The following is a 2,164-nucleotide window of genomic DNA, read 5'->3' on the forward strand; positions in this document are numbered from 1 at the left end:
AACAAAGTTTTTTTTCAACTTTTTATACATCGTGCAAATTGTGGCTATTACTGATAAAATAAAAGAGATGAAATGAATAAGTATTTTCCTTATGCGGGAAATACCTATTATGAACTAATATTAGGAGTGAAACATTTATGATTACCATGAAAGATATTATTAAAGAAGGACATCCCACACTAAGGATGGTTGCTAAAGAATTAGCATTGCCTCTTAGTGAAGAAGAAAAGCAATTAGGTAAAGACATGCTCCAATTTCTAAAAAACAGCCAAGATCCTGAAATTGCTGAAGAATATAACTTGCGCGCTGGAGTAGGTCTTGCAGCCCCTCAATTAGACATTTCAAAACGAATGGTTGCTGTTCACATTCCAGGGATTGAAGAAGGCATTGATGAGCCAATCATCAGCGCTGTTATGGTCAACCCTAAAATCATCAGTCATTCTGTACAAAATGCTTGTTTAACTGAAGGTGAAGGTTGTTTGTCTGTGGATCGAGAAGTACCCGGTTACGTTCCTCGTCACAGTCGCATAACTCTTACCTACTTCGATTTAGAAGGAGAAGCACACAAAATACGTTTAAAAAACTATCCTGCAATCGTTGTTCAACACGAGATCGACCATATTAATGGAATCATGTTTTATGACCATATCAATAAAGAACAGCCTTTTAAAATCGATGATGACGTAAAAGTTATTTCTTAATATTCAAAAAGCAAAGGTCGGAACCTATTGATATGCTCCCCCTAAAGTAGACGCTAAAAAAAGCAAACTACTTTAGGGGATTTTTTATGCGTTGGAATAGTAAAGAACTAGAACAATCTATTCAACTGTATCAATGCAAAAATTAGCAAAAGACATTGAGAGAGATATTTTTTTATAGTACCAAGAGAGTAACGGTAAAAATGGGTTTATCCATTCCACCATAAAAAAGCCATGCATGATTTTTATCATACATGGCTTTTTGTTTATTTACCTGTCTACTTGACGGGACATTTCAATTTAGATTCCAAACTGCCTCTTTAACTATCTTATAGATCTTCTCCATTCGATTCAATGACTTTTTTATACCAGTCAAACGAATCTTTCTTGCTGCGTTTCATTGTACCATTACCTTCATTATCACGGTCGACATAAATCATACCGTACCGTTTTTTCATTTCTCCAGTAGTAAACGAAACGATATCAATGATGCCCCAAGGTGTATACCCCATTAATTCAACACCATCATGATTTATCGCGATGCTCATTTGTTTGATGTGTTCACGCAAATAAGAGATACGAGCTTTATCATGGATGCTACCGTCTTCTTCAACAGTATCAATCGCACCAAACCCATTTTCCACAATGAATAGCGGAACTTGATAACGATCCCAGAAACGATTCAACGTGTAACGCAAACCTACAGGATCAATCGTCCAACCCCAGTCACTAGCTTTTAGATATGGGTTATCTACTTGATAAGGAATCTTACCATGCACGTTAGCAGCTTCATCATCGTTGTTTTCATCTTTATGATCCACCACATTAGACATATAGTAACTGAACCCTAAATAATCCACTTTACCTTGTGCTAATATTTCAGCGTCGCCTTCTTGAATAGGAATATTCAAGCCATCGCGTCCAAATTCTTTCAGCGTATAGTTTGGATAATACCCACGTACTTGTACATCTGGGAAGAAATAACGCAAATGCATCGATTCTTCAGCCAACATAGCATCTTCTGGATGAGCCGTTAATGGATAGATTGGCACATGAGAAACCATCGCCCCGATTTGGAAATCAGGGTTGATTTGGCGACCGATTTTCACCGATAGAGCACTTGCCAATAACACATGGTGTGCTGCAGTATACATCACTTCTTTAGCGTTTTCACCTTCTCCAACTTGCACACCCACGTTTGTCCATAAGAAAATCGGGTTGGTGTAATCCATCATATTGTTGATTTCGTTAAACGTCATCCAGTATTTCACTTTATTTTTGTACCGGTCGAAAACTACTTCAGCAAATTTAACAAAGAAATCGACTACTTTACGGTTTCTAAATCCACCATAATTTTGCGCTAAGTGTAGCGGCATTTCAAAGTGAGTCAGCGTAATGACCGGCTCAATACCATTTTTCAATAATTCATCAAATAAATCATCGTAAAATTGAAGTCCAGCTTCATT

General features: G+C 37.1%; 2 protein-coding genes. One reads left to right on the plus strand and one right to left on the minus strand.

The window, feature by feature from the left end; translation table 11 throughout:
• Nucleotides 1–137 precede the first annotated feature (137 nt).
• Complete coding sequence (def, locus tag ABS911_RS14990; protein ID WP_251166115.1) at nt 138–701, plus strand: peptide deformylase; 564 nt, start codon at nt 138–140, stop codon at nt 699–701.
• Between the two features lie 326 nt (nt 702–1,027).
• On the opposite strand, the gene ABS911_RS14995 is transcribed toward def, so the two are convergent.
• Nucleotides 1,028–2,164, minus strand: a 1,137-nt coding sequence (locus ABS911_RS14995; RefSeq protein ID WP_350468217.1) for a family 1 glycosylhydrolase, incomplete at its 5' end; no start/stop codon positions are given.

It is taken from the genome of Carnobacterium sp. (assembly GCF_040274425.1).